The organism is Pseudomonas sp. MF09150 (assembly GCF_059862355.1).
Genome location: NZ_JCBCUS010000005.1, coordinates 138,307 through 161,698, shown reverse-complemented (window position 1 = coordinate 161,698; position 23,392 = coordinate 138,307). Strand labels below are relative to the sequence as shown.

General features: G+C 61.0%; 26 protein-coding genes. All 26 read left to right on the top strand.

Annotated elements, in window-relative coordinates; genetic code table 11:
- Positions 1–35: 35 nt before the first annotated feature.
- Positions 36–1,202: a phage tail sheath subtilisin-like domain-containing protein gene (locus tag AC19YX_RS19680; RefSeq protein ID WP_500606820.1), complete on the top strand. Its 1,167-nt coding sequence runs from the start codon at positions 36–38 to the stop codon at positions 1,200–1,202.
- 12 nt (positions 1,203–1,214) lie between these two features.
- The gene (locus AC19YX_RS19675; RefSeq protein ID WP_201129639.1) at positions 1,215–1,724 is read left to right on the top strand and encodes a phage major tail tube protein; all 510 of its coding nucleotides are present in this window, start codon (positions 1,215–1,217) and stop codon (positions 1,722–1,724) included.
- Positions 1,725–1,737: 13 nt separating this feature from the next.
- Complete coding sequence (locus AC19YX_RS19670; protein WP_078470095.1) at positions 1,738–2,043, top strand: phage tail assembly protein; 306 nt, start codon at positions 1,738–1,740, stop codon at positions 2,041–2,043.
- A gap of 141 nt (positions 2,044–2,184) precedes the next feature.
- Positions 2,185–4,758 (top strand): phage tail tape measure protein, encoded by a 2,574-nt coding sequence (locus tag AC19YX_RS19665; RefSeq protein ID WP_500606819.1) that lies wholly within the window; start codon positions 2,185–2,187, stop codon positions 4,756–4,758.
- Between the two features lie 9 nt (positions 4,759–4,767).
- Positions 4,768–5,613, top strand: coding sequence for a phage tail protein (locus tag AC19YX_RS19660; protein WP_500606818.1), 846 nt, complete (start codon positions 4,768–4,770; stop codon positions 5,611–5,613).
- Positions 5,588–5,794 carry a tail protein X gene (locus AC19YX_RS19655; RefSeq protein ID WP_020296575.1) on the top strand — a complete coding sequence of 69 codons (207 nt, stop codon included), beginning with the start codon at positions 5,588–5,590 and terminating at the stop codon, positions 5,792–5,794. The genes AC19YX_RS19660 and AC19YX_RS19655 overlap by 26 nt, the downstream gene beginning before the upstream one ends.
- 61 nt (positions 5,795–5,855) lie before the next feature.
- Positions 5,856–6,899 (top strand): phage late control D family protein, encoded by a 1,044-nt coding sequence (locus tag AC19YX_RS19650; RefSeq protein ID WP_500606817.1) that lies wholly within the window; start codon positions 5,856–5,858, stop codon positions 6,897–6,899.
- 208 nt (positions 6,900–7,107) lie between these two features.
- On the top strand, positions 7,108–7,746 hold the full coding sequence (locus AC19YX_RS19645) for a hypothetical protein (RefSeq protein ID WP_500606816.1): 639 nt from the start codon (positions 7,108–7,110) through the stop codon (positions 7,744–7,746).
- Positions 7,747–7,932: 186 nt separating this feature from the next.
- Complete coding sequence (locus AC19YX_RS19640) at positions 7,933–8,517, top strand: phage tail terminator protein (RefSeq protein WP_500606815.1); 585 nt, start codon at positions 7,933–7,935, stop codon at positions 8,515–8,517.
- Positions 8,514–8,696, top strand: coding sequence for a DUF2635 domain-containing protein (locus AC19YX_RS19635; protein WP_078470101.1), 183 nt, complete (start codon positions 8,514–8,516; stop codon positions 8,694–8,696). The genes AC19YX_RS19640 and AC19YX_RS19635 overlap by 4 nt, the downstream gene beginning before the upstream one ends.
- The gene (locus AC19YX_RS19630) at positions 8,696–10,192 is read left to right on the top strand and encodes a phage tail sheath subtilisin-like domain-containing protein (RefSeq protein WP_078470102.1); all 1,497 of its coding nucleotides are present in this window, start codon (positions 8,696–8,698) and stop codon (positions 10,190–10,192) included. The genes AC19YX_RS19635 and AC19YX_RS19630 overlap by 1 nt, the downstream gene beginning before the upstream one ends.
- Positions 10,193–10,258: 66 nt before the next feature.
- Positions 10,259–10,606 (top strand): phage tail tube protein, encoded by a 348-nt coding sequence (locus AC19YX_RS19625; RefSeq protein WP_020296570.1) that lies wholly within the window; start codon positions 10,259–10,261, stop codon positions 10,604–10,606.
- Positions 10,603–10,899, top strand: a complete 297-nt coding sequence (locus AC19YX_RS19620) for a phage tail assembly protein (protein ID WP_078470103.1) — start codon at positions 10,603–10,605, stop codon at positions 10,897–10,899. Before AC19YX_RS19625 ends, AC19YX_RS19620 begins: the two co-directional genes overlap by 4 nt.
- A 130-nt stretch (positions 10,900–11,029) precedes the next feature.
- Entirely contained in the window at positions 11,030–12,742 is a 1,713-nt protein-coding gene (locus AC19YX_RS19615) for a phage tail tape measure protein (protein ID WP_500606814.1), read from the top strand.
- Positions 12,735–13,979, top strand: a complete 1,245-nt coding sequence (locus tag AC19YX_RS19610; protein WP_500606813.1) for a DNA circularization protein — start codon at positions 12,735–12,737, stop codon at positions 13,977–13,979. Before AC19YX_RS19615 ends, AC19YX_RS19610 begins: the two co-directional genes overlap by 8 nt.
- A 3-nt stretch (positions 13,980–13,982) precedes the next feature.
- Positions 13,983–15,023: a phage baseplate assembly protein gene (locus AC19YX_RS19605; protein WP_500606812.1), complete on the top strand. Its 1,041-nt coding sequence runs from the start codon at positions 13,983–13,985 to the stop codon at positions 15,021–15,023.
- A gap of 125 nt (positions 15,024–15,148) precedes the next feature.
- Entirely contained in the window at positions 15,149–15,655 is a 507-nt protein-coding gene (locus AC19YX_RS19600; protein WP_078470107.1) for a phage baseplate assembly protein V, read from the top strand.
- 2 nt (positions 15,656–15,657) lie between these two features.
- Positions 15,658–16,056 carry a phage GP46 family protein gene (locus AC19YX_RS19595; RefSeq protein WP_020296564.1) on the top strand — a complete coding sequence of 133 codons (399 nt, stop codon included), beginning with the start codon at positions 15,658–15,660 and terminating at the stop codon, positions 16,054–16,056.
- Positions 16,046–17,086 (top strand): baseplate J/gp47 family protein, encoded by a 1,041-nt coding sequence (locus AC19YX_RS19590; RefSeq protein ID WP_500606811.1) that lies wholly within the window; start codon positions 16,046–16,048, stop codon positions 17,084–17,086. Before AC19YX_RS19595 ends, AC19YX_RS19590 begins: the two co-directional genes overlap by 11 nt.
- Positions 17,074–17,673 (top strand): YmfQ family protein, encoded by a 600-nt coding sequence (locus tag AC19YX_RS19585; protein WP_201129680.1) that lies wholly within the window; start codon positions 17,074–17,076, stop codon positions 17,671–17,673. Before AC19YX_RS19590 ends, AC19YX_RS19585 begins: the two co-directional genes overlap by 13 nt.
- A 14-nt stretch (positions 17,674–17,687) precedes the next feature.
- Entirely contained in the window at positions 17,688–19,445 is a 1,758-nt protein-coding gene (locus AC19YX_RS19580) for a phage tail protein (RefSeq protein ID WP_500606810.1), read from the top strand.
- The gene (locus tag AC19YX_RS19575) at positions 19,442–19,798 is read left to right on the top strand and encodes a tail fiber assembly protein (protein WP_500606809.1); all 357 of its coding nucleotides are present in this window, start codon (positions 19,442–19,444) and stop codon (positions 19,796–19,798) included. Before AC19YX_RS19580 ends, AC19YX_RS19575 begins: the two co-directional genes overlap by 4 nt.
- Before the next feature lie 283 nt (positions 19,799–20,081).
- Positions 20,082–21,863, top strand: coding sequence for a phage tail protein (locus tag AC19YX_RS19570; RefSeq protein WP_500606808.1), 1,782 nt, complete (start codon positions 20,082–20,084; stop codon positions 21,861–21,863).
- Entirely contained in the window at positions 21,860–22,219 is a 360-nt protein-coding gene (locus AC19YX_RS19565) for a tail fiber assembly protein (protein ID WP_500606807.1), read from the top strand. The genes AC19YX_RS19570 and AC19YX_RS19565 overlap by 4 nt, the downstream gene beginning before the upstream one ends.
- 47 nt (positions 22,220–22,266) lie before the next feature.
- Entirely contained in the window at positions 22,267–22,830 is a 564-nt protein-coding gene (locus AC19YX_RS19560) for a glycoside hydrolase family 19 protein (protein ID WP_421547932.1), read from the top strand.
- Entirely contained in the window at positions 22,812–23,348 is a 537-nt protein-coding gene (locus tag AC19YX_RS19555; protein WP_500606806.1) for a lysis system spanin subunit, read from the top strand. The genes AC19YX_RS19560 and AC19YX_RS19555 overlap by 19 nt, the downstream gene beginning before the upstream one ends.
- Positions 23,349–23,392: the final 44 nt, after the last annotated feature.

The following is a 23,392-nucleotide window of genomic DNA, read 5'->3' as shown; positions in this document are numbered from 1 at the left end:
TTTACCCGGGGCTTTTTCATGTCTGGAGTTTATCCATGAGTGGTTTTTTCCACGGCGTTACTGTCACCAACGTCGATACCGGCGCACGCACCATCTCGCTGCCGACGTCCTCGATCATCGGCCTGGTGGACACCTTCACCGAAGCCCCGGCCTTCACGGCCAAGGCTAACGACCTGCTGCTGATCACCAACGAGCGCGAGGCCATCGCGGCCTGGGGCCCGGATGCGGCCATCACCAAGGCCTGCCAGGCCATCTATCAGCGCGCCAAGGCGGTGATCGTTGCCTGCGGCGTGGCCAAGGTGGCTGAGGCGGCGGAGCAGACTTCGGCGATCATCGGTGGGGTGCTGGCCGACGGTAAGCGCACCGGTTTGCAGGCGCTGCTGGATGGCAAGAGCCGTTTCAATGCCCAGCCGCGTTTGCTGGTCACCCCCAAACACAGTTCGACCCAGGCGGTCGGCACCGCGCTGGTCGCCCTGGCCGACAAGCTGCGTGGCCTGGCGATCATCGACGGCCCGAACAGCACCGACGAAGCGGCCATGGAGTACGCCAAGAATTTTGGCGCCAAGCGCGCCTACATGGTCGATCCGGGTGTTCAGTACTGGGACAACGGCGCCAGCGCCACGGTCGACGCGCCGGCCTCGGCCTGGGTCGCCGGCCTGTTTGCCTGGACCGACAACGAATACGGCTTCTGGGCTTCGCCATCGAACAAGGAGTTTGTCGGCATCACCGGCACCTCGCGCTCCATCGAGTTCCTGGACGGCGATGAAACCTGCCGCGCCAACCTGCTGAACAACGCCAACATCACCACCGTCATCCGCGACGACGGCTTCCGTCTGTGGGGTAACCGCACGCTGTCGAGCGATCCGAAGTGGGCGTTTGTCACTCGGGTGCGGACCATGGACATCGTCATGGACGCCATCCTCTTCGGCCACAAGTGGGCGGTCGACCGCTCGATCACGGCGACCTATGTCAAGGACGTCACCGAGGGCCTGCAGGCGTTTATGCGTGATCTGAAAAACCAGGGCGCGATCATCAATTTCGAGGTCTACGCCGACACCGAGCTCAACACGGCCAGCCAGCTGGAGCAGGGCAAGGTGTACTGGAACATCCGTTTCACCGACGTACCGCCCGCCGAAAACCCGAACTTCCGAGTCGAGGTCACCAACCAGTGGTTGACCGAAGTCCTCGATCAAGCCGCTTAAGGAGCAGCAGCAATGGCAATGATTCCCGAAACCCTGGCGAACATGAACCTGTTCGTCGATGGCATCAGCTTTCAAGGCGACGTGCCGAGCCTGACCCTGCCCAAGTTGACCCTCAAGACCGAGGAGCATCGTGTCGGCGGCATGGATGTGCCGGTGGAGCTGGACATGGGCATGGAAAAACAGGAAGCCGGCTTCACCACCACCGGGGTGCGCCGTGAGTCGCTGAAGCTGTTCGGCCTGGCGGACGGCACCGGTTTCAGCGGTGTGTTCCGTGGTGCCTTCAAGGGCCTCAAGGGCAAGGTCACCCCGGTGATCGTGACCCTGCGTGGCCTGCTCAAGGAAGTCGACATGGGCGATTGGAAGTCCGGCGACAAGGCCGAGATCAAGCACAACGTGGCGCTGACCTACTACAAGCTCGAAGTCGACGGTCGCCTGATCTACGAAATCGATGCCTTGGGCATGAAGCGCGTGATCAATGGCGTCGACCAACTGGCCGCGCAACGTTCGGCCCTGGGCCTGTAAGGAAACCACCAGCATGTCTCAAGCAAGCAACAAGACCCCGGTGTGGATGACCCTGAGCGCGGAAAACGTCGTGATCAGCCTTAGCAAACCGGTGGAGATGAACGGGGTGGTCTGCGACAAGGTCACCTTGCGCGCTCCAACCGTGCGCGATGTGCGTGCGGCCAATGCCGGGGCTGCCGGCGATGATGAACAGCGCGAGCTGATGCTGTTTGCCAGCCTCGCGCAAATCAGCGCCAAGGACCTGGAGGGCATGGCGCTCAAGGATTACCAGCGCCTGCAGGCCGGCTATTTTCGCCTGGTGCAAGACGACGAGCTTTGATCCGAAGGTGATGAAAATGGCAGCGAAGCGGCTCGCCAGCGAGCTGCATTTCGCCGCCGAGGAAATCATGACCATGAGGTTTTCCGACATGGTCTGGTGGCTCACGGATTGAGCCCGTCACCCAAGGAGCAGGAGAGGCAGATGGCGAGCAAACTGGAATCAGGGCTGGTGGTGATTGGTACGGCCCTCAGTTCGACGTGGGACGCCGCCTTCAAGACGGTGGAAGACCGGATCAAGAAGCTGGAGGCACAGGGCAACAAGGCCGGGGTGCTGGAAAAGGCCATCGGCCAGACCCTGCGTCTGCAGGATGAATGGAAAAAGGCCCATGACACCGGCGCCGCTTCCGCCGCCGGACTGTTGCGCCGGTTGGAAGAGAGCCGTGATGGCCTGCGCCAGCAGGGTGTTCAGGTCCACAAACTGCGCCAGGAGTACCAGGCGCTGGGTAATGTGGCTCGGGGCTCGGCTTTGCAGGCCCGAGGGCTGCAGCAGATCGGCCAGGGCAAGGCCGACTTCAAGGCGGCTTATGGCTTGGCCAAGGACGGGGTCGGCAAGCTGGCCATCCCGGTCAAGGTCAGTGCCGACTATCAGGCACTGATCCGTGATATCGCGATCAAGGCCGGTGTGGCCAATCAGCCTCAGGAAGCGCAGTTGAGCCGCACCGTCATTCAGACGTCACGGGACACGGGGATGGCCCGCAACGAGGTGGCCGCTCTGGTGGGGCAGATGGCTGCCAGCGGTATGTCGCTGGACAAGGCCCAGGGCTATGCCGCGCTGGCGGCCAAGTTTGCGGTGGGCCAGGGCGCAGGTGTCGAAGATACTGCGAAGCTGATGCGAGCTCTGGAGCTGCAAGCCGGGATCAGCGATCCCAAGGTCATGGAGCAGGCCCTGGAGGCCATCGCCCAGCAGGGGCAGGCGGGCAATTTCGAAGCCGCCGACATGGCGCGCTTGCTGCCGACCCTGCTCAAGAGCGCGAAGGGGGAGGGGCTCACCGGTATGGATGCGGTGAGTCAACTGGGCTCGATGCTGCAGGTGCAGATGAACACCGCCGCAAGTCCCGATGAGGCCGCCGGCCAGTTGCAGAACTGGATAGGGAAAATCGGCTCCAGTGAGGCGGTCAAAGCCTACGAAGACGCCGGTATTGATTACCAGGCTTCGCTGAACACTGGTATCCAGAAGGGCATGTCGAGCCTGGAGGCGAGCTTTGCTTTGGCCATGCGCTACGTCAGGGCCATCGACCCGGCCAAGGCGGCGAAGATGGCCGAGGCCCAGGCGCAGATCAGCAAGGAAACGGACCCGGCGAAGGCCAAGGCCATGCTCGAGGCACTGGAAGAGTCTCTGCGCACCGGCGACCTGTTCACCGATATGCAGATCAAGGCGGCCTTGCTGGCTCAGACCCAGGGCCGGCAGCAGTACGAGCAAGTGAAGAAGGATTCGTTGAGTGCTTCGGGCGTTCTTGATAGGAACCTGGCCGAGCGTCGGCAAGCCTCCAAGCAGCTTTGGGCTGAAACCGCGCAGGCGGTCGACGATGGCATGCGTGCCGTGGGAGAGGCCCTGCGCCCGGCCACTGATCTGGTGGCCAAGGGCCTGACCCTGGTAGTCGGCAAGCTGACTCAATTGGCGGAGACGACTCCGTCCTTGGTGTTGGGAGTGACCGCCCTGGGCGCCGCCTATGTCGCGGTGAAAAAGCTGATGGCCGTCTACAGCATGGGCAAGGGCCTGCTGAATGTTTTCCGAGGCGGGCTGAAGATTGATCCCAAGTTTGTACAGCGGGTATTTGTCACCAACGCACTGGGAATGGGGGCGGGCGATTACGACCTCGACGGCGGCCGGGAAAAGAAGGGCAACAAGGGTCGAAAGCGCCCAGGTGGCGCGAAGGCCAAGCCCGGCAGGTTCAGTAGGGTTTTCCAGACACTGAAAGGTGCATTCAGTCCAGCTCGTATAGGCAGCGTTGCCAATGGTGCGCTGGGCATGGGGCGCACGGCGCTGAACTGGGTAGGGTCAACGTTCAGGAAGATAAAACCACCCAAGCTGGGTGGCTCATTCTTTTCGGTGCTAGATGCCGGTATTCAGGTGGCAGATACCTACCAGAACGCCAAGACCCGCGACGAGAAGGCTGAAGGTTATGGCGGCGCGGCGGGTGGGTTAGCAGGCGCTTTGGTCGGGGCCAAAATGGGGGCTGCTGCCGGGGCTGCCATTGGCTCTGTCATACCAGGACTAGGCACCGCCTTTGGCGGCGCTGCAGGTGTCGTCATTGGCGGTGCTCTGGGTTACTGGGGCGGCGACGCCCTGGGCTCCTATGCAGGCAAGGCGATGTTCGGCTCCGACGACTCGCTCAAGAGAATGCCCGCAGCCGGTCCGCTGATGATGCGCAACGCCGGGCAGAACATCCCGCCGGTCATGGGCGACATCGCCAAATCCTTCCAGAAAGGCCAGACACCCCCGCTGATGGGTCAAGCGGCGCGCTCGATGGCCAGTCCATCGTCGTCTAGCGCGGCGCTGGCCACGATCACTGCGCCGGATTCATTCAAACCCCAGGTCCCCCCGGTCATCGAGCAGCAGTTCAGCTTCGCGCCCTACCTGTCGATCTCGGTCCAGGGCGATGTGCGCGACCCTGCGCAACTGGCTCGGGAGCTGGAACCGCACCTGCGCTGGCAGTTCGACGAGTTCAGCCGCCAGGCTGCCGCTCGCCAGCTGTTCGACGCGGCACACGTTTAAGGAGACCCCATGGCTTACATGGAACAGCTGCAATCGGGACTTGGTTCCCTGGTGGCGGCAGCGGAGGCGGGGCGGCGCAGTGCGGATGAGATGCTGGGGCCCATGAACGGTGCCATCAGCGATATCACTGGCGCCGCCCTGGAGTTGGAGAACCTGCCCTTTGTCGGGCCGGCCCTGGGCGCCAAGTTGCAGCGCACGATGCGCGGTATCAGCGCCGCGCAGTCGGTCGTCGGTGAAGTGGCGGCCAAGTACAGCCAGGCGGTGACGGTGGTGGGGCAGGTGCAGCAGCGTCTTGGCGCCTTGCAGGAACAGGTGGCCAAGGCCGGCGCGGCGATCAACCGCATCGGCGGGCAGATCAGCCCCGCCCTGGGCAATATTTTCCCGACGGCCGCGTTTGACGAACAGGCCACACCGGCGGCCGAAGCGGTGAAGCCCTTCCCCCACCTGTTGATCCTGCAACCGCTGGGGGCCGGTGGGCAGCCTTACTACTTCAATGTCGACACCGCGGCCTTTGAGGAGCTGCGCCGACAGACCGGGTTCCGCTGGGCCGGTCAGGAGCGCCTGAGCCGCAGTGTCGCCCAGCAGGCGGTGGGCCAGGGTGAAGAGCGCATTTCCCTCAAGGGCGCGATCTTTCCGGGGTTCAAGGGGGGCCTCGGGCAGTTGCAAACCTTGCGCAGTATCGGCCGACGCTTGCAGCCGCTGGGCCTGACCACGGGCTACGGTGAAGTGCTGGGCACCTGGTGCCTGACCAGCATCGAGGAAGATCAGAGCCACCTGCTGGCCGGTGGTATCCCCCGCAAACAAGGTTTTTCATTGGAGTTCGTAAGCTATGGCGACGACCTGCAGAACGTCTGACGGGGACCTGCTCGATACCCTGTGTCAGCAGTACTACGGCCACCTCAACGGCAGTGTCGAGGCCGTGCTGGATGCCAACCAGGGGCTGGCCGACGAACCCCAGCCGTTTCGCGCCGGGGTCTTGATCCGGCTGCCGCAACTGCCGGTTCGGGCCGAGGCCATGGTCCAGCTATGGGACTGACCCTCAACCCCTTCAACAAGCCCCGTCGAGTACGGGGTTTGCGCTTTCTGGAGTACGGATCATGACGCCAAGGTTCCGCGTTGTTGCCGATGGCCGGGACATCACCGCGCAGATCAACGACCGCTTGCTGAGCCTGCGCACCACGGACAAGCCCGGCATGGAGTCGGACGAATTCGAGCTGCGCATCGATGACCGCGCCGGCGCCGTGGCGCTGCCCCGGCGAGGGGCGAGCATTGAAGTGTTCCTCGGTTACGCCGGCCAGGAACTGACCCGCCTGGGGCGCTACACCGTGGATGAGGTGGTGGTGAACGGACCGCCCGACACCCTCGAGATTCGCGGCAAGGCCAGTGACATGCGCGGCAGCGGCAAGACCACGCGCAGTGGCAGTTGGGAGAACGTCTCGCTGCAACTGATTGTGCGTGACCTGGCGGCGCGCAACGGATGGATACCGATCTGCCCGCTCGCCATCAAGGTGCCGCGCATCGATCAACTCAATGAGTCCGATTTCAACTTCATCACCCGCCTGGCCAGGCAATACGACTGCACCGCCAAGGTGGCCGAAGGCAAGCTCCTGGTACTGCCCCGGCAAGCCGGGCAAAGCGCCAGCGGCAAGGCTCTGGGCGTCGTCACCCTTACCCGTGGTGATGTCAGCCGCTATCAGTTCCGCCTGAGTGATGGCAGTACCCACAAGGCGGTGCAGACCCGGCATCAGGACAAAAAGAGTGGAACGCTCAAAGTCATCGACCTGGGTAATGAGCATGCAGCGCCAGGCGTGCCGACGGTGAATACCGATCGGCATCTGTATCCGAACAAACAGGCCGCCGAGCAGGCTGCCAAAGCGCGTTTGGCGGCCTTCAACCGCAGCACCGCCAGTTTGCGCCTGGATATGCCCGGGCGTACCGATCTGTTTGCCGAGCGAATCATCAGTGCCCAGGGCTTCAAGGTCGGACTCGATGGCGACTACCTGGTGGATTCGGTCGAGCAGTTGTTCACCCAATCTGGCTGGAGTACCACGGTTGAGTGCAATGGCGGCAAGCAAGGCAAGGCCAAGGCTGCGGGCAAGAAAAAGCCAGCAGCCCGGCCACTTAAGGTGGTGCAGCTTTAAGTCATTGCGCCCAACTTTGGCGTGCTTGGGCTGGACTGAGTTTTATCTGCGGTTGGATCGCTATTGGGATCCATGAGCACTAATAGTCAGTGATGAAGCGTTAGGGGCGATTGGTTGATCGCTCGTTGTAAGGAGTTGCGGCAGTTTTTCTGCGCAAGCCGCTTTGAAAATGAGCACGTAAGCTCGCAAAAACACTATCGGAGATAGTATGAAAAAGATTAAAGCTGTATTGCTCTTGAGTCTGTTTTCGTTGATGGGTACATCCCTGAATACCTGGGCGGATGCCATGTCTTGGAACTTGGCGCGGGATGTTGTCTTTATTAAGAGTAATCCTGCACCAAACTCGCCCTGGGCATTTATGCAGAACGCGTCGGGGACGAATAATCCTGAAAATTATACGTTGCTACCTTTCTTCAAGGCGGATGACTGTAATGGAAACCCTGTTACATGCTGGCAGGATCCGGCTTCAAGGGCTCATGTGTCAGTCCATTTCAAGCCTTATACGTTTACAGGAAACGGCACCTTTTCTCTCACGCCGGGGAGCGTTGCTTTTCACCCTGGCGAGAATAGCCAGACCATCATCCGCTGGAGCAGCCCAATCGTTGGGGAGGTTAATGTTTTGGGGCGTGTCAACCATGTCCATGACACCTGTGGTGATGGTGTCGCCTGGTCACTGAATGTGGATGGCACCGTTATTCAATCCGGCAGTTTGGCCAGAGGTAAAGGCACTGTCTTTTCGGCAACTAAAGTGCCCGTCACCAAATCGTCCACCCTCTATTTTGTCCTTGATAAGAAAGCTAATTTTTCATGCGATACCAGCACTATCGATATGTTGATCACCAATTAATCGACACAACGATTCGGTTCGCCCGAATACAGTTCATACCAAGTGAGTGAGAACAAAATAAAGCCCAGCGGAGTGGCAACTAAGGGGCGATAACCTCGACCCCAGCCTGCAAGGATGCGGGCCTCCGATGATTCGGACTCTTCTTTAAGCCCGCCCCCAGCGGGCTTTTTATTGCCCGGTGACCCCATGAAAATCACCCCCATCTCCACCCAGCTCCGCACTCACTGCCCCAACCTCACCAACCGCATCGCTGTCGGCATCGACCTGCCTTCCCAGGAGACCGATCCCTCGCTGCAGCTCCCTGCGGCCTATATCGCGCCCCTGACCGATGTGGCGAGTCGCAGTGCGGCGCAGAACGCTAACCGCCAAACCATCCGCGACCGCTTCGAAGTGCTCCTGGTGCTTGACGCAACCGACGCGACAAAAGCGCTGGATCTGATGCACGACCTGCGCGCCGAAGTCTGGCGGGCCCTGGTCGGTTTCAAACCTGGCCTCGACTACAACCCCATCGAATACGACGGCGGCGAGTTGGTGTCGCTCAGTGCCACCCGCTTGCTCTACCGCCTGCGCTTTTTCGCCGAGTTCCAGCTGGGTCGCAACCTGCCCAGCCAGCCGGCGGAAACCTGGCATGAACGTGAACTCGACGGCTTGCCGTCTTTTACCGGGGTCACGGTGCGGGTCGATGCCATCGATCCGGCCGACCCCAATCTGCAACGTCCGGGGCCCGACGGGCGTCTGGAGCTGACTTTTTCAGGAGACGTAACCCCATGACTAAACGCATCACTGTGCTGCCGGCCGCTGGCCGCGCGGTGCCGGACCCGGAAGCGGGCGATCTGTTGCCTGTCACCGGCCGCGAAGTACCGGACAACGCCTGGTGGCGTCGACGTCTGGCCGATGGCGATATCACCAGCAAAGCCGTGAAAGCGGCGAAATCACAAGGAGCCAAATAATGGCGATCGGTTTCAGTAATATCCCTGCGGACATTCGTGTACCGCTGTTCTACGCCGAGATGGACAATTCGGCAGCCAATAGTGCTTCGTCGTCCATGCGCCGCCTGATCGTGGCCCAGGTCAACGACAACGCCACCAGCACCGAAGTCGGCAGCCTGGTGTTGGTATCCAGTGTGGCCCTGGCGAAAAGCATCGGCGGCACTGGCTCGATGCTCGCCGCCATGTACGAAACCTGGCGCAAGACCGACCCGGTCGGCGAGATCTGGTGCCTGCCGCTGCACAGCACCGAGGGCAGCATGGCCAAGGCCGAGCTGAAGCTCACCGGCGCGGCGACCCAGAGCGGCTTGCTCAATCTGTATGTCGGCGGTGTGCGGGTGCAGGCCTCGATCGTCACCGGCGCCACAGCCACTCAGGCCGCCGCGGCGCTGGCGCTGAAGATCAACGCCGCGGTCGATCTGCCGGTCACAGCGGCTGCCGTTGATGGCACCGTCACCCTGAGCGCGAAGTGGACCGGCGACACGGGCAATGACATCAGCCTGCAACTCAATCGCCTGGGCAAGAGCAATGGCGAGGAAACCCCGGCCGGCCTGTCGCTGACCCTGGGCAAGATGGCCGGCGGCACCGGTGTGCCGGATCAGGTCGCGGCATTGGCGGCGTTGGGCGACGAGCCTTTCGAATTTATCTGCATGCCCTGGACCGACACCTCGACCCTCAACGCCTGGCAAGCGGTCATGGATGACAGCACCGGTCGCTGGTCCTGGGCCAAGCAACTGTTCGGCCATGTCTACAGCGCCAAGCGCGGCACCGTCGGCACGCTGGTAGCAGCGGGCCAGGCGCGTAATGACCAGCACATGACCATCCAGGCCCTGGAAGCCGGTGTGCCGCAACCGGTGTGGGTGCAAGCCGCCGCCCTGGCTGCGCGGACCTCGGTGTTTATCTCTGCCGACGCCAGCCGTCCGACTCAAAGTGGCAGCCTGCCGGGTGTCGATCCGGCACCGGCCAGCGAGCGTTTCACCCTGACCGAGCGTCAGTCGCTGCTCAACTACGGCATCGCCACCGCCTATTACGAAGGCGGTTACGTGCGGATCCAGCGTTCGATCACCACCTACCAGAAAAACGCCTACGGCCAGGCCGACAACTCCTACCTGGACAGCGAAACCATGCACCAGTCGGCGTTTATCGTGCGTCGCCTGCAAAGCGTGATCACCAGCAAATACGGGCGACACAAGCTGGCTTCCGATGGCACCCGCTTTGGCGCCGGACAACCGATCGTGACCCCGAGCACCATCCGCGGCGAATTGATTGCCCAGTACGCCAAGCTGGAAATGGAAGGCCACGTGGAGAACGCCGAGCTGTTCGCCGAGCACCTGATCGTCGAGCGCGACGTGCAGGACCCGAGCCGGGTCAACGTGCTGTTCCCGCCGGACTACATCAATGGCCTGCGGGTGTTCGCGCTGCTCAACCAGTTCCGCCTGCAGTACGACGCGGCGGCCTGAATCGGGCCTGTTGCATAGCGTTTTTTCAGCCCGCCTCGAGCGGGCTTATTTTTTCGGAGAAATATCATGGGTCAACTGATTGCAGGCACCTGCTACGTCAAAGTGGACGGCGCGCAACTGACCATCAACGGCGGCTGCGAAGCACCGCTGATGGCCGTCAAGCGGGAAACCGTGGTCCCGGGTTTCTACAAGGAAACCGACCTCACCCCGTCGTTCAAAGTCACCGCGCTGCACACCCCGGACTTCCCGCTCAAGCAGCTGATTGCCGGTTCCGACATGACCGTCACCTGCGAGTTCGCCAACGGCAAGGTCTACGTGCTGGCCGGTGCCTACCTGGTGGACGAACCGGTGGCCAAGGGCGATGACGCCACCATCGAGCTGAGCTTCGAAGGGCAGAAGGGGACCTGGCAATGAGCAGCCTGGTAAAGCTGCAAGTGCCGATCGAAGCTCACGGCGAGCCGTTGCTGGAACTGACCCTGCGCCGGCCGACGGTGCAGGAAGTGCGCACGATCAAGGCGCTGCCGTACAAGATCGACAAGGGCGAGGAAGTCAGCCTGGACATGGACGTCGCGGCCAAATACATCGCGGTCTGCGCCGGCATTCCGCCGTCCTCGGTCAACCAACTGGACCTGGCCGACCTCAATGCCTTGAGCTGGGCGGTGGCGAGTTTTTTCATGAGTGCGGCATCGCAGCCATCGCCGACCTGATCGCTGTCGCCTATGACCTGGCCTGGTTCTGGAAGGTAGACCCCGAACAGATGCTGGCCAGGCCACTGGATGTGCTCCGGGAATCCCTGGAGCACGCGCAACGGATCAATGCGATGCAGCAGGTGCAGTGATGGCAGACACACAAACCGTAGAAAAGAAATCGGTGCTGCTCAGCGGCATCGATGAGCTGTCCCCCAAACTCGCTTCTCTTCAGGGCAAGGTCGACACGTTCAAGAAGAACCTTGAGCAGACGGGGCTGGGCAAGCTGGATATCAGCGGTCTGTTCAAGGGCGGCAGCCTGATGACGCCGTTCGTGGATGGGATCAAGGCCTGCGATGCATTCAAGGGCAAGTTGGCCGAGGTCGGCGATTCGGCCAGCGGTACCGATATGCCGGGCGCTGCGCAAAACATGAATGTGTTCAGCCAGTCGATGGGCAAGGTTTCAGCCGCCATCGATGCGGCATTGTTGCCGGCCGTAGGTGCACTGGTGGTGGGCCTGGAGCCCATGCTTAACAGCGTGGGCAGCCTGCTCAACGACAACCCGGCGCTGGTTGAAGGGTTGGCTGCTGGCGCCATTGCTTTCTCGGCGATGCAGACGGCGGTCACCGGGGCGACTCAGGTGTTTGGCCTGATGAGCACAGTGCTCAGTGCCTCCCCGGTGATGTTGATCGCCATGGGCATCGCCCTGGCCGCCGGTTTGATCGTGGCCAACTGGACTCCGATTTCAGGCTTTTTTGTCAGCCTCTGGGAGGGCGTCAAAAGCGCCGCGGCGACGGCGATGGATGTGCTGAGCACAATGTTCAGCTGGACTCCGCTGGGCATGGTGATTAACAACTGGGGCTCGATCACGGCGTTTTTTTCCAGTCTGTGGGACGGGATCAAAGCGCTGGCGGGCTCGGTTGTCGATTTCCTGAAGGCGGTGTTTTCCTGGTCGCCGTTGGGGTTGGTCATGGATAACTGGAGCGGGCTGACCGGCTTGTTTTCGGCGATCTGGGATCTGCTCAAGGCGTTGACAGTGCCGGTCATGGGGTTTCTCAAGGGCCTGTTCGATTGGTCGCCGATGGGCATGATCATTAACAACTGGGGGGCGATCACCGGGTTTTTTGCCTCGATCTGGGTAGCGTTGCAACCGGCTGCCCAAGTGATCAAGACCTTCTTCGGTCTGTTGTTCGATTTTTCTCCGCTGGGGATGATCATCAACAACTGGGGGGCTATTGGCGGTTTCTTCAGTTCGATCTGGGCGGGCCTGCAATCGGCGGCTCAAGTCATCAAGGACTTCTTCGGCCTGTTGTTCGATTTTTCTCCTCTGGGGATGGTCATCAACAACTGGGGCGCCATCGGCGATTACTTCAGTTCGATCTGGGCTGCGTTGCAACCGCCGGCCGAGGCCGTCAAGGCGTTCTTCGGCACGCTGTTCGACTGGTCGCCCCTGGGGATGGTGATCAATAACTGGGAGCCGATCACCGAGTGGTTCGTGGGGTTGTGGCAACGACTCCAGGACGTGATCGCACCGATCAAAGAGCTGTTTGAGGGCGGGTTCGCCGGGGTGATCGCCAATGTCACCGGCAAGGTTGAAGGCCTCACCGAGGCACAAAGAACCATCAATGCCGCGGGCAGCGGGCTGGCTTCAATGCAGGGCGGCGCGCTGACGCAAAACTCCAGTGCGCTGATCCAGCAAACCGCCGCCAATAACCGTACTCAACTCGAAGGCGGCTTGATGGTGAGCTTCGCCAACGCCCCTGCCGGCCTACGCGTCGACCAAGCCCAAACCAACCAGCCAGGCCTGACCGTGGCCTCCACCGTCGGCTATCGCTCGCTTTCCCTGGGAGGTTCCAATGTCTGATTCCTGGCGTGATCGTTTATTGCCGGCGTCGTTTCGTGGCGTGGCGTTTTGGGTGGATCAGGCTAAAACCCCGGTCGGCCAAAAGGGCCAGCTGCACGAATACCCACAACGCGACCAGCCGTTTTTCGAGGGCTTGGGGCAGCAGGCGAAGATCCATGACCTGACGGCGTTTATCGTCGGCGCCGATTGCCTGGAGCAGCGCGACAAACTGCTCAAGGCCCTGGAAGAGGGCGCCGGTGAGCTGGTGCACCCGTGGCTGGGGAGGATGCAGGTCAAGGTCGGCGAGTGCGAGATGACCCAGACCCGCCAGGACGGCGGACTGGTGACCTTCAGCCTGAAGTTTTACCCGGATCAGCCGCTGCGCTTTCCCTCGGCAGCGGTCAACACCCAGCAGCAGTTGCTGGTGGCCTCCGACAGCCTGCTGGGTTCGGCGGTGAGCCGTTTTGAAGAAGCGGTCAGCCTGATCAAGGCGGTGCGGATAGGGGTCAAGGAGCTGCGCGACAGCCTCAAGGACGTCTATCAAGTGATCGAGCATGAGTTCAAACAAGTGCTCGACACCTACCGTGACCTCAGCCTGCTAGTGCGTTCGATCAAGGAACTGCCGCGTGAAGTCAGCGCCGAGTTCGAAGGCCTGCTGGGGGATATCCGCGAGCTCAAGGATTTCGCCCGGGAGGGCTATCGCGGAATTCTGGCTAATGCGTCGCAGCAGGTCGAGGCGGCGAAGCAGATCGATACGCCCAAACTCACCACTGGCAAGGACACCACGGCAGCAGCCCAGGCCATGGCCAACCTGGTGCAGGACGCACTGCTGGTGAAGCTGGGCTACAAGGTGGCGCAGATGCCGGTGGCGACGCCGGTGGTCAAGCTCAACTCCACGCCGGCCGTCGGGCAGCAGGCGGTACAACCGGTGCAGCGTCTTGAGGTGCCGGTGGCCGACGATGTGCTGACCCTGCGCGATGCCCTAAATGAGGTGATCTGGGGCGCGGCGCTGAAGGCCGATGCCCGGCACTACGAAGTGCTCAACGCACTGCGCCAGCAGTTGTTCGGCCACCTGACCGCGGTGGCGTCCTCCGGGGTGCGCCTGATTACCTTGTCGCCCACGCAGAGCCAACCGGCGCTGGTCCTGGCCTATCAGCGTTTTGCCGATGCGACGCGGGTCGGCGAAGTGATCCAGCGCAATGGCGCGGCGCACCCCGGGTTCCTGCCGGCCAAAGACCTTAAAGTCGCCCGGGAGTAAGCCATGACCGAACTGCAGAATACCGTGACCCTGACCGTTGACGGCCTGGATTACAGCGGCTGGAAAAACGTGGAAATCGTTGCCGATCTGGAGCGTCAGTTTCGCACCTTCAGCATGAACATCACCTGGCAGTGGCCGGGGCAGGACCAGCAGGTGCGGATCAAGCCCGGCGCGCGCTGCCAGGTGCGTATCGGCTGGGACTTGGTGCTCACCGGGCACGTGTACAAGGCGCCCGTCAGTTACGACGGCAAGCAAATCAGCCTGAGTATCCAAGGCAGTTCGCTGACCCAGGACCTAGTGGATTGCGCTGCCATCAATCGCCCCAGCCAATGGCGCGAGCAGGACCTGCTGAACATTGTTCGCGCCCTGGCCCAGCCTTATGGGGTGACCGTGCGCAGCGAAATCCCCACCACCAGCAAGTTGCACACCCACAGCATCGTCCCGGGGGAAACGGTGTTCGCTTCCATCGACCGCTTGCTGACCCTGTACCGGGTGTTCTCCACCGACGATGTCGAGGGCGCGTTGCTGTTGGCGGCACCGGGCAGCGGCGGGCGCGCCAGTGATGTGCTGGAGCTGGGCAAGAACATCCTGTCGGCGAATGCAGCGATGGATTTCTCCGCGGTGTTTTCCGAGTACCGGGTGATCGGCCAGCACAAGGGCAGCGACCAGAAAAGCGGCAGCGCGGTCAGTGAAGTGTCCGGTGTGGCGAGCGATGCGCAGACCACCCGCAAGCGGGTCACGGTGATCAGCGAGGCGGCGCAACTGACCCCGGAGCTGGCCCAGCAACGGGCCGACTGGGAAAGCGCCACCCGCCAGGGCAAGGCGCTGACCACCACCTACAGCGTGCAAGGTTGGCGTCAGGCCAATGGCGACCTGTGGCGTCACAACTGCCTGGTACGGGTGATCGACAAGGTGCTGGGCTTCGATCAGGAGATGCTGATCTCCAAGGTCACTTACTCGCTGTCCGAGCGCGGCTCCATCACCACCCTGCAAGTGGCGCCGCCCCCTACCTTCGACGCCAACCCGGTGCCGACCAAACGCTGACTCCGGGCCCGATTGAGCGCTATAGACGCCGCTTGCCGGCATTGGCGCTCCATCGGTTCTGCTCAGCATCCATGGCCAGCCCATCGGCTTCTCACCCGCGGCGACCTGCTGCAAAGGATTCCACCATGAGCCTACTGACACGCCTGTTGGCGCGCGGCACCGTCGTGCTCGCCAACTCGGCCAATAAACTGCAATCGCTGCAAATGCGCCTGACCGCCGGTGAGGTGAGCGATGACATGGAGCATTTCGAACCCTACGGCTTTACCAGCAACCCCCTGGCCGGGGCTGAAGGCATCGCCACCTTTCTCGGCGGCGACCGTTCCCATGCCGTGGTGCTGGTGGTCGCCGATCGTCGCTACCGGCTCAAGGCCCTGGCCGAGGGCGAGGTGGCGATCTACACCGACGAGGGCGACAAGATCCACTTCAAGCGCGGGCGGATCATCGACATCGACACCGCGACCCTGAACATCCGCGCCAGCAGTGCGGTGAACATCGATACGCCGACCCTGACCCAGAGCGGCCAGATCGTCTCCCAGGGCGACCAGATCGCAGGCGGCATCAGCCAGATCCAGCACGTGCATTCTGGTGTGCAGCCGGGCCCGGGGCAGACCGGCATGCCGGTGGGGGGCTGAGTATGTTGACCTCTCTGAACCTGAAAGCCGCGCTGACCCGGTCGGTGCTGATCAGCCTGTTTACCTGGCGCCGCGCCGCCGATGACGACGCCCTCGATGACGACGAGCGTTTCGGCTGGTGGGGCGACAGCTTTCCCAGTGTCGCCGACGACCGTATCGGCTCGCGCCTGTGGTTGCTACGGCGGGTCAAGCTGACCCGGCAGACCCAGCTCGACGCTGAATTCTATGCCCGCGAAGCCCTGCAATGGCTGATCGACGACGGCCATTGCAGCGCCATCGACATCATCAGCGAACGCCTCGACGCCCAGCGCCTGAACCTGCGCACGGTGCTGACCCTGGCCGATGGCGAGCGCCTGGACATCAACCCCACTCACAGTTGGCAGGTGACCTATGCCGTTTGAAACGCCTTCGCTGCCGGTGCTGATCAAGCGCACCCAAAGCGACCTGGCCAGCGATGCGCTGCGCCAGTCCGATGCGCAAGTGCTGGCCCGCACCCTCAGCGGCGCCGCCTTTGGCCTGTATGGCTACCTGGATTGGATCGCCGAGCAGATCCTGCCGGACAAGGCCGATGAGTCGACCCTGGAACGCATCGCCGCGCTGCGCCTGAACCAGCCGCGCAAAGCGGCCCAGGCCGGCAGTGGCAGTGTCAGCTTCAGTGCGGTGGCCGGTGCCGTGCTGGATGTCGATACCCTGCTGCAAAGCAGTGACGGCCGCAGTTACAAAGTGACCGCGGCGCGCACCACCAGCGCCGGCCTGAACAGCACCAGCATCCAGGCCGTGGACGCCGGCACCCTTGGTAATGCCGAAGAGGGCCTGAGCCTGATTCCGGTGCAGCCGATCCAGGGCATCGGCAACAGCTTCACGGTGCTGGCGCCGGGCGTCAGTGGCGGCGTGGCCGAGGAAAGCCTTGAGTCGCTGCGGGCTCGGGTGATTCGGTCGTACCGCATCATTCCCCATGGCGGCGCTGCTGACGACTACGAGACCTGGGCCCTGGAATGCGCCGGGATCACCCGTGCCTGGTGCCGCCGCAACTACCTGGGCCCGGGCACCGTCGGCCTGTTTGTGATGCGCGACGACGACCTGCAACCCATCCCCAATGCCGAGCAACTGGCGCAGGTTCAGGCCTACATCGAACCGCTGCGCCCGGTGACCGCCGAGCTCTATGTGCTGGCGCCGGTGATGCAACCCGTGACCTACAGGCTACGCCTGACCCCCGACACCAGCGCCGTGCGCGCCGCCGTCGAGGCTGAATTGCGCGACCTGCACAGCCGCGAAGCCGGGCTTGGCGAAAGCCTGCTGCTGACCCACATCAGCGAGGCCATCAGCAGTGCCACCGGCGAGCGCGATCACCGGTTGCTGGCGCCCACCCAGGATGTGCCCGCGGCCAACAACCAACTGTTGGTGTTCGGAGGTTGTGTATGGCTGGAATAAGAAGCGCCGCGCAATACCAGGGCCAACTGCGCAGCCTGCTGCCCAGCGGCCCGGCCTGGGACCCGGAGCGCCTGCCGGAATTGCAGCAGGTGCTGCAAGGCGTGGCCCAGGAACTGGCGCGCATCGACGCCCGCGCCGTCGACCTGCAAAACGAAATGGACCCGGCGAGCGTCAGCGAACTGGTGCCGGATTGGGAAAAGGTCATGAACCTGCCCGACCCCTGCCTGGGCCTGACCCCGCTGTTCGACGACCGCCGCCTGGCGGTGCGCCGCCGCTTGTTGGCCGTCGGCAGCCAGCGCGCCAGCTATTTCGTCGAAATCGCCCGCAGCCAGGGCTACCCCAACGCCAGCGTCACTGAACTGCGCACCCCGCGCATGGGGCGCTCGCGTTTTGGCGACGCGCACTTCGGCACCTGGCAGGCGCATTTCATGTGGACCCTCAACACCGGCGGCCGACTGCTGCTGGGCCGGCGCTTCGGCGCCAGCTACTGGGGAGAACGTTTTGGCACCAACCCGGGCAGCGCCCTGGAATGCCTGATTCATCGCAGTGCACCGGCGCATACGCAGGTGTACATCAACTATGACTAGAGATTAGAAAACGAGTGGATTTTCCAAAAAGTGTACCCAGCGTAGGGCTGGTGAATGGCAAGTTTGTTGATGAAAACCCGGTCACCGGCCAGGTCGGTTCGCTGATTTCCTCCGAGTGGGGCAATGCCGTGACCGACGAGTTGCTGAACGTGATTCGCGCAGGGGGTGAGCAACCCTCCGAGGCGGATCACGACCAACTGCTGGCCGCGATCAAAACCATCGTCAAAGACTCCATCCCACCAGAAAAAATCAGAACCACGCTGGCGCAATACGGGATCACCGACGCCTACACCAAGTCGGTGACCTACACCAAGGCCGAGATCGAGGCCTTGCTCAAGAACATGTCGGCCTTGCCGGTCGGCGCCATGGTGCCGTTCCCCAAGGGCAGCGTGCCGCCGGGGTTTCTTGAAGTGGATGGCAGTGTACAAAGCATTGCGGCGTTGCCGGATCTGGCGGCGTATCTGGGCACGACGTTCAACACGGGGGGCGAAGGGGCGGGTAATTTCCGTTTGCCGGAGTCGCGTGGGGAGTTTTTGCGGGGGTGGGATCATGGGCGGGGGGTGGATGTTGGTCGGTCGATTGCTAGCACCCAGACCGGACAAATTGAGAGTCATGATCACCTTACTTATGCGAGTGATCGGTATTCCTCACCTGCTTCCTTAGGTACTAGTGGGGCTGTAGCGCCCCACGCCGTGGGCGGAATTGCAGGTGTCCGAACCGGTTTTACTGGTGGTTCGGAAACCCGTCCGCGAAACATTGCGGTTATGTGGTGCATCAAAGCCTGGAACGCGCCGATCAATCAGGGAAATATTGATATCGCCACGCTGGCGGCAGAGGTGCAAAGGCTCAAGAACCTCTCGGGTGCCCCCTACAAAGGGCTCTGCGTTTCTGCTAGCGGAACCAACGCGCTGATCTCGGTCAAGGCCCGCAGTTTGATCGTGGGCAGCGGCGGTGCCGCTCAGGCCTTGAACGGCGTGGATTTGAGTATCAATCTTCAGACCAATGGACTGGATGGCCTGGATACAGGCGCGCTGGCAACGTCCAGTTGCTACAGCACCTGGGTTGTCACCAACGGCACCCGAGTCGCGGGGATTGCAGCGCTGATGCCGCTTATCTCGTGCTCCACCACGGCGGGTTCAGCGATTGTCACCGGTATTTCCAGTACTGCGTCGATGCGCCCGGGCATGCCGTTTGGCGGGGTGAATTTTGCGCCGGGGGCTTTTATCAAGTCCGTGGATTCGGCGGGGCAGATTACGGCCAGCATGCCTGCGACCGCGACCAGTGCGAGCACTACGCTGCGTTTTGTGTATGAGCCGGTCTTGCCTGCTGATTATGTGGCTGTGCGGGTGAATGCATTTTTTACCGATGCATCTGCAAACAAGTTCCCGTTGTCCTTCGTGCAGTTGGGAAAGAATTTCCGTTACAAAGTCGCCATCGGCTCCAACCTGGCGGCCCTTCCGATGATGGCGTCCGGAGCAATGGGGACGGGCACCAGCCTGGTCCCGGTCAGTATTATTCCGTTTGTTTCGGTCACTGCCATTGGCATTGCGCTTCAATTGCTTGGGGCCACCAACAGCAACTCATCTGCCGCACCCAGTGCAAATTATTCGGGCGGCTACAGCGGGCCAAACTGTCCGCCACTCAATAGCATTGGTTCAACAAGCACCCAGCACAACACCCAGGGGCAGTTCTTGCTGGAAGAGTCCAAGGTCTATTACTTCGGCGCGGGAACCGCAGGACTTATGTGTTATGGCTGGGAGGATGATGTATGAGTTTTGCCGTTCGAAATGATGGCACTGTCGGATGGCGTGCCGTGGATAACATCAGTGAATTGATGACCAATGAAATCTTCACTGATAAGCAGCCGTTGAATGTATCCGTAGCGCAATTTTCTGTTGAAGAACTTAGCGCACAAATCAAGGCGCAGCGGGACCAATTATTGGCTATTGCAGGCAACCGCATGGGGCCCTTGCAAGATGCAGTCGACACCGAAAATGCGACTGAGGAAGAAGTAGAAAGCTTGCTCAGGTGGAAATGTTACCGGATTGCGCTTAACCGAATCGAGAAGCAGGAGAAGTTTCCAGTGGATGTGGAGTGGCCAATGTCCCCAGACCAGCTCAAGTAACTTTATCGATTTGACTTAAGCCTGCCATCTTTTTCTTCCGCATCGTTGTTAAGTTCCAAGTATGCCGGTGTCGATTTGATACTGGTTATAACTCTTATCCCAATCGTTGAAAGCTCGGTAATTGAAGCCTCCCGTCGCGCTACACATAGCGGAGTGAATCCTGTCAGTTAGCAATGTACGGACGTCAGTCGCCGAGTAAAACGCTGCAACCCGAATTATCTGATTTATGGCACTGCGTCGAACTTTGATCGGCGCATATCAATGATAACCAAAGGACAGACGAATGGATTACCCGAAGAGTGTGCCCAGCGTAGGGCTGGTGAATGGCAAGTTTGTCGACGAGAACCCGATCACGGGCCAGGTCGGATCATTGATTTCCTCCGAGTGGGGCAACGCGGTGACCGATGAGTTGCTGAACGTGATTCGTGCCGGCGGCGATGAGCCGGTCGAGGCCGAGCATGACCAGCTATTGGCGGCGATCAAGGCGATCGTCAAAGACTCCATTCCACCGGAAAAGATCAGGACGACATTGGCGGCGTACGGGATTACCGATGCTTACACCAAGTCGGTGACCTACACCAAAGCAGAGATCGAGGCACTGCTGAAGAACATGTCGGCGCTGCCGGTGGGAGCCATGGTGCCTTTTCCCAAAGGGACGGTGCCGGCGGGGTTCCTGGAGGTGGATGGCAGTGTGCAGAGCATTGCGGCATTGCCGGATCTGGCGGCGTATTTGGGGACTACGTTCAATACCGGTGGCGAAGGGGCGGGCAACTTCCGGTTGCCGGAGTCGCGCGGGGAGTTTTTGCGTGGTTGGGATCATGGGCGTGGAGTAGATCTTGGCCGGGCTATTGGCAGTTGGCAGGCGGATGCATTTCAGGGGCACTACCACGCTAGCGCAGCCGATACAGCTAGACCATATTCGACTGGCGGAACCACAGGTGACTACCTCGCTCGTTTTGGAACGGGAAATCCAACAACAAACGGAGTACGAGAAGCAATTAATAACGGCGTCGATGGTTCGCCGCGAACCGCTTCAGAAACCCGTCCACGCAACCTAGCGGTCATGTGGTGCATCAAGGCCTGGAACGCCCCTATCAATCAGGGCCAGGTCGATGTAGCGGCGCTAGTGTTGGAGATGCAGAAGCTTCGAGCATTGTCCGGTTTTGGCGTCCATAAAGGATTGGTAGTTTCCGCTACTGGCACCAATGCGATTATCTCCGTCAAGGCTACAGGCCTTATTGTCGGAAGTGGCGCCACCGCGCAGGCCTTGAATGGCGTAGATGTGAACATCAACCTTCAAACACAGGGGTTGAATGGTCTTGATGTTGGCTCACTGGCGGCTTCAAGTTGGTATAGCTCATGGGTTGTGACCAATGGCGCTCAAGTGGCAGGTATTGCTGCGCTGATGCCGGTTATTCAGGGTACTACTACTGCTGGTTCTTCAGTGGTTACGGGCATTGCCAGCACTGCTTCCATGCGCGCAGGGATGCGCCTTGGTGGTGCAAGCTTTCCGCCAGGTGTGTTTATAAAATCGGTGGATTCTGCAAGCCAGATTACTGTCAGTACGATTGCGAACGCTACAGCTGCGAACACGGTTCTGCGTTTTGTATATGAGCCTGTTCTGCCGGCGGGTTATGTTGCGATGCGTGTGGGCTCCTTCTTTACCGATGCGACGGTTAACAAGTTTCCATTGTCGTTCGTTCAAGCAGGAAAGTCTGTTCAGTACAAGCTTGCTGCTTCGAGTAATCTACTGACTTATCCCGTTATTGCGTCAGGTAGCACGTCGTTTATTGCTACTCCTGCTGCCGTGGGCGCTTTTGTGCCACCCACAGCTTTCAGCATTGGTGTGTCGATTCGCTCAGCTGTTCCATCCTTGGCAATTGGAGTAGGGCCTTCTCCGGCTTTAGACCAAAACAATTGCTTTGCTTTTATGAGTCAAGCGGCTCAGACCTATTTTAATGCGCTCATTCCCAGCAGATTTTTGCTTGAAAGCGCCAATATTTACTTTATATCGAACACGGCAGATTGCGTCGTTAAGGTGCATGGCTGGGAGGAAAGTCTATGAGCTATGCAGTACGAAATGATGGTCAAGGTTGGCGCGCTGTTTCTGGTGTCGAGGATATTAGTGCTGACGAGTGGTATACACCGCAGACACCACCTGACCCCGTCGCACTCCCTCTTTCCGCTGACGAGCTTGATAGGCTAGCAAGGGAAGCTCGCGACCGGCTACTGGCCGTTGCCGCAAATAAGATGGGGCCGTTACAAGATGCGGTCGAAGAGGGTGAGGACGTGCCGGATGAAGTGGCTCTTCTAAAACTCTGGAAACAATACCGTATCGCCCTCAACCGGATCGATAAACAGGATGGCTTTCCCCTGGTGATTGATTGGCCGGTCCCACCCGACGAAACTCCAAACCTCTAAGCGACCCGTACTGACGGGGCGTTTTTTACGAGACTCGAACCTCACTCATGCCAATCACCGAACAACAACTGCAACAAATCCTCCCCAACGCCCGCCGCCAAGCGGGCGTTTTTGTTTCTCCACTTAACACCGCCATGGCCCGTCGGCAGATCGATACGCCGAAGCGCCAGGCGGCCTTTCTTGCGCAGATCGGTCATGAATCCGGGCAGCTGCAATACGTGCGTGAACTGGGCAGCGATCAATACCTGAGCAAATACGACACCGGTACTCTCGCGGCGCGGCTGGGTAATACCCCCGAAGCCGATGGCGATGGCCAGCGTTTTCGTGGGCGCGGACTGATCCAGGTCACCGGGCGCAGCAACTATCGTCGTTGCAGCCTGGCGCTGTTCGGTGATGAGCGCCTGCTGGAGTTGCCGCAACTGCTGGAGCAGCCGCAATGGGCCGCCGAGTCGGCGGCCTGGTTCTGGGAACAGGGCGGGCTCAATGCCCTGGCCGATCGCGACGAGTTCAACAGCATTACCCGCCGCATCAATGGCGGCTTGAATGGGCTGCAGGATCGCTTGCAGCTCTGGGCTCGAGCGAGGGCGGTGTTATGCCAGCCCTCGGTCTGAACTTCGCGACTTATCGGGTGCTAGGTGTTGTCGTGCTGTTGGCCGTGGTGGCCGGCGGCTCGGCGGCGCTGGCCTGGCGTATTCAGGGCTGGCGTTACGCCGGGCAATTGGCAGAACAGGCTCGATTGCACAGTGAAACCCTGGACCAATTGGCCCTGTCGGCTGCTACGCAACAGCGCGCCGAGCAGGATAAACGCTTGGTGCTGGAGCAACAGCTGCAGGCCAGCGAGCAAGTTCATTACCGAGCATTAACCGATGCACAACGTGATCAAGGTCGCTTGCGCGATCGCCTTGCCACTGCTGATTTGCGCTTGTCAGTCCTACTCGACGCCGACGATCCACGCGCCGGCTGCGCAGTGCCTGCCTCCGCCACCAGCGGCGGCCTGGTTCATGCAGGCTCACGAGCCCGACTTGACCCGGCGCATGCTCAACGAATTATCGCCATCACCGACGCCGGAGACCGCGGACTGATTGCCCTGCAGGCATGCCAGGCGTATGTCAGGGCGATCCTTCACTGACATTTTGATCCAGACTGTGTCTTGCAAGCGCAACCTGCTGGTGT